2 protein-coding genes are annotated in these 2,216 nt (G+C 62.8%); both read left to right on the top strand.

What is annotated here, in order from left to right:
• A partial coding sequence (acs, locus tag GOX66_RS25400) for an acetate--CoA ligase (protein WP_170766689.1) occupies nucleotides 1–1,400 on the top strand: 1,400 nt, incomplete at its 5' end.
• A gap of 7 nt (nucleotides 1,401–1,407) precedes the next feature.
• On the top strand, nucleotides 1,408–2,091 hold the full coding sequence (locus GOX66_RS25405) for an adenylate kinase (RefSeq protein ID WP_170766691.1): 684 nt from the start codon (nucleotides 1,408–1,410) through the stop codon (nucleotides 2,089–2,091).
• Nucleotides 2,092–2,216 lie beyond the last annotated feature (125 nt).

Consider the following 2,216-nt stretch of genomic DNA (forward strand, 5'->3'; position numbering starts at 1 on the left):
TCATCACCGCCGACGAAGCCCCGCGCGGCGGGCGCAAGACACCGCTGAAATCCAACGCCGACGCGGCGCTGCTGCACTGCAAGGACAGCGTGAAGTGTCTGGTGGTCAAGCGCACTGGCGGTCAGACCACATGGGTCGACGGGCGCGACTTTGACTACAATGAAATGGCGTTGGAGGCGGATGATTATTGCGCGCCCGCCGAGATGAACGCCGAAGATCCGCTGTTCATTCTTTATACCTCCGGCTCGACCGGTCAGCCCAAGGGCGTGGTGCACACCACCGGCGGCTATCTGGTCTACGCCGCCATGACGCATGAGATCGTCTTCGATTATCATGATGGCGACGTATATTGGTGCACCGCGGATGTGGGCTGGGTCACCGGCCACAGCTATATCGTCTATGGTCCGCTGGCCAATGGCGCCACCACGCTGATGTTCGAAGGCGTACCGACCTATCCGGATGCCGGCCGGTTCTGGGAGGTCTGCGCCAAGCACAAGGTCAACCAGTTCTACACCGCCCCCACCGCGATCCGCGCCCTGATGGGTCAGGGCAATGAATGGGTCGAGAAACACGACCTGAGCGATCTGCGCGTGCTGGGCACCGTGGGCGAGCCGATCAACCCCGAAGCCTGGACCTGGTACAATGAGATCATCGGCAAGGGCAACTGCCCGATCGTCGACACCTGGTGGCAGACCGAAACCGGCGGTCACCTGATGACGCCGCTGCCCGGCGCGCATGAGATGAAGCCTGGCGCGGCGATGAAGCCGTTCTTTGGCATCCAGCCGGTGGTTCTGGACCCGCAATCCGGTGTCGAGATCAGCGGCAACGGTGTCGAGGGCGTTCTGTGCATCAAGGACAGCTGGCCCGGCCAGATGCGCACCGTCTGGGGTGATCATGAGCGGTTCGAAAAGACCTATTTCTCGGACTACAAAGGCTATTACTTCACCGGCGACGGTTGCCGCCGTGATGAGGATGGCGATTACTGGATCACCGGTCGTGTGGACGACGTGATCAACGTCTCGGGCCACCGCATGGGCACCGCCGAGGTGGAAAGCGCGCTGGTCGCCCACGCCGCCGTGGCCGAGGCCGCCGTGGTGGGTTATCCCCATGAAATCAAAGGGCAAGGCATCTATTGCTACGTCACTCTGATGAATGACCGCGAGCCTTCGGATGAGCTGCTGAAAGAGCTGCGCACCTGGGTGCGGACGGAAATCGGCCCGATCGCCAGCCCAGACGTGATCCAATGGGCGCCCGGCCTGCCCAAGACCCGCTCGGGCAAGATCATGCGCCGTATCCTGCGCAAGATCGCCGAGAACGATTTTGGCAGCCTGGGCGACACCTCGACCCTGGCCGATCCGTCGGTGGTCGATGACCTGATCCAGAACCGTGCGAACAAGTGAGGGCATGATGGACACTGCCACAACCACCACCCCCGCCGTTCTGATCCTTCTCGGCCCTCCGGGCGCCGGGAAGGGCACACAGGCGCGGATGCTCGAAGACAAGTTCGGGCTGGTGCAACTCAGCACCGGTGACCTGCTGCGCGCCGCCGTTGCCGCCGGAACCGAGGCCGGCAAGGCCGCCAAGGCCGTGATGGAGGCCGGCGATCTGGTCAGCGACGAGATCGTCATCGCCATCCTGCGCGACCGGCTGGCGGAACCGGATTGCGCCAGGGGCGTCATTCTGGACGGCTTCCCCCGCACCACCGTTCAGGCTCAGGCGCTGGACGGGCTGCTGTCGGAAACCGGACAGAAGATCGACGCCGCGATCAGCCTCGAGGTCGAGGACGCCGAAATGGTGACCCGCATCTCGGGCCGCTACACCTGCGCCGGATGTGGCGAGGGGTTCCATGATACCTACAAGGTCCCTGCCGTCGACGGCAAATGCGACAAGTGCGGTCACACCGAGTTCAAGCGACGGGCTGACGACAATGCCGAAACCGTCGCCTCGCGGCTGGCCGCCTATCACGCGCAAACCGCGCCGCTGATCACCTATTACCAGAACCATGGCGTTCTCAAAGGTCTGAACGCCATGGGCAATATCGAAGACATCGCCGGCAATCTGGAAAGGATCGTCAGCGAGGCGATGAACTAAGGGAATACGGCCCGCCCTCAACAAGGGCCGAATTCCTGCAAGAAAACTTCAAAGGACCCGCCCTGGCGGACCAGAGAAGCCTTGCCTGATGCCACAACAGCAACAGGCACAAACGAAAAGCGGTC

The organism is Ruegeria lacuscaerulensis (assembly GCF_013031245.1).
GTDB lineage: Bacteria > Pseudomonadota > Alphaproteobacteria > Rhodobacterales > Rhodobacteraceae > Ruegeria > Ruegeria lacuscaerulensis_C.

Excerpts from the sequence above, each read along its gene's own strand:
- GOX66_RS25405 (WP_170766691.1), top strand. The coding sequence starts at position 1,408 with ATGGACACTGCCACAACCACCACCCCCGCCGTTCTGATCCTTCTCGGC.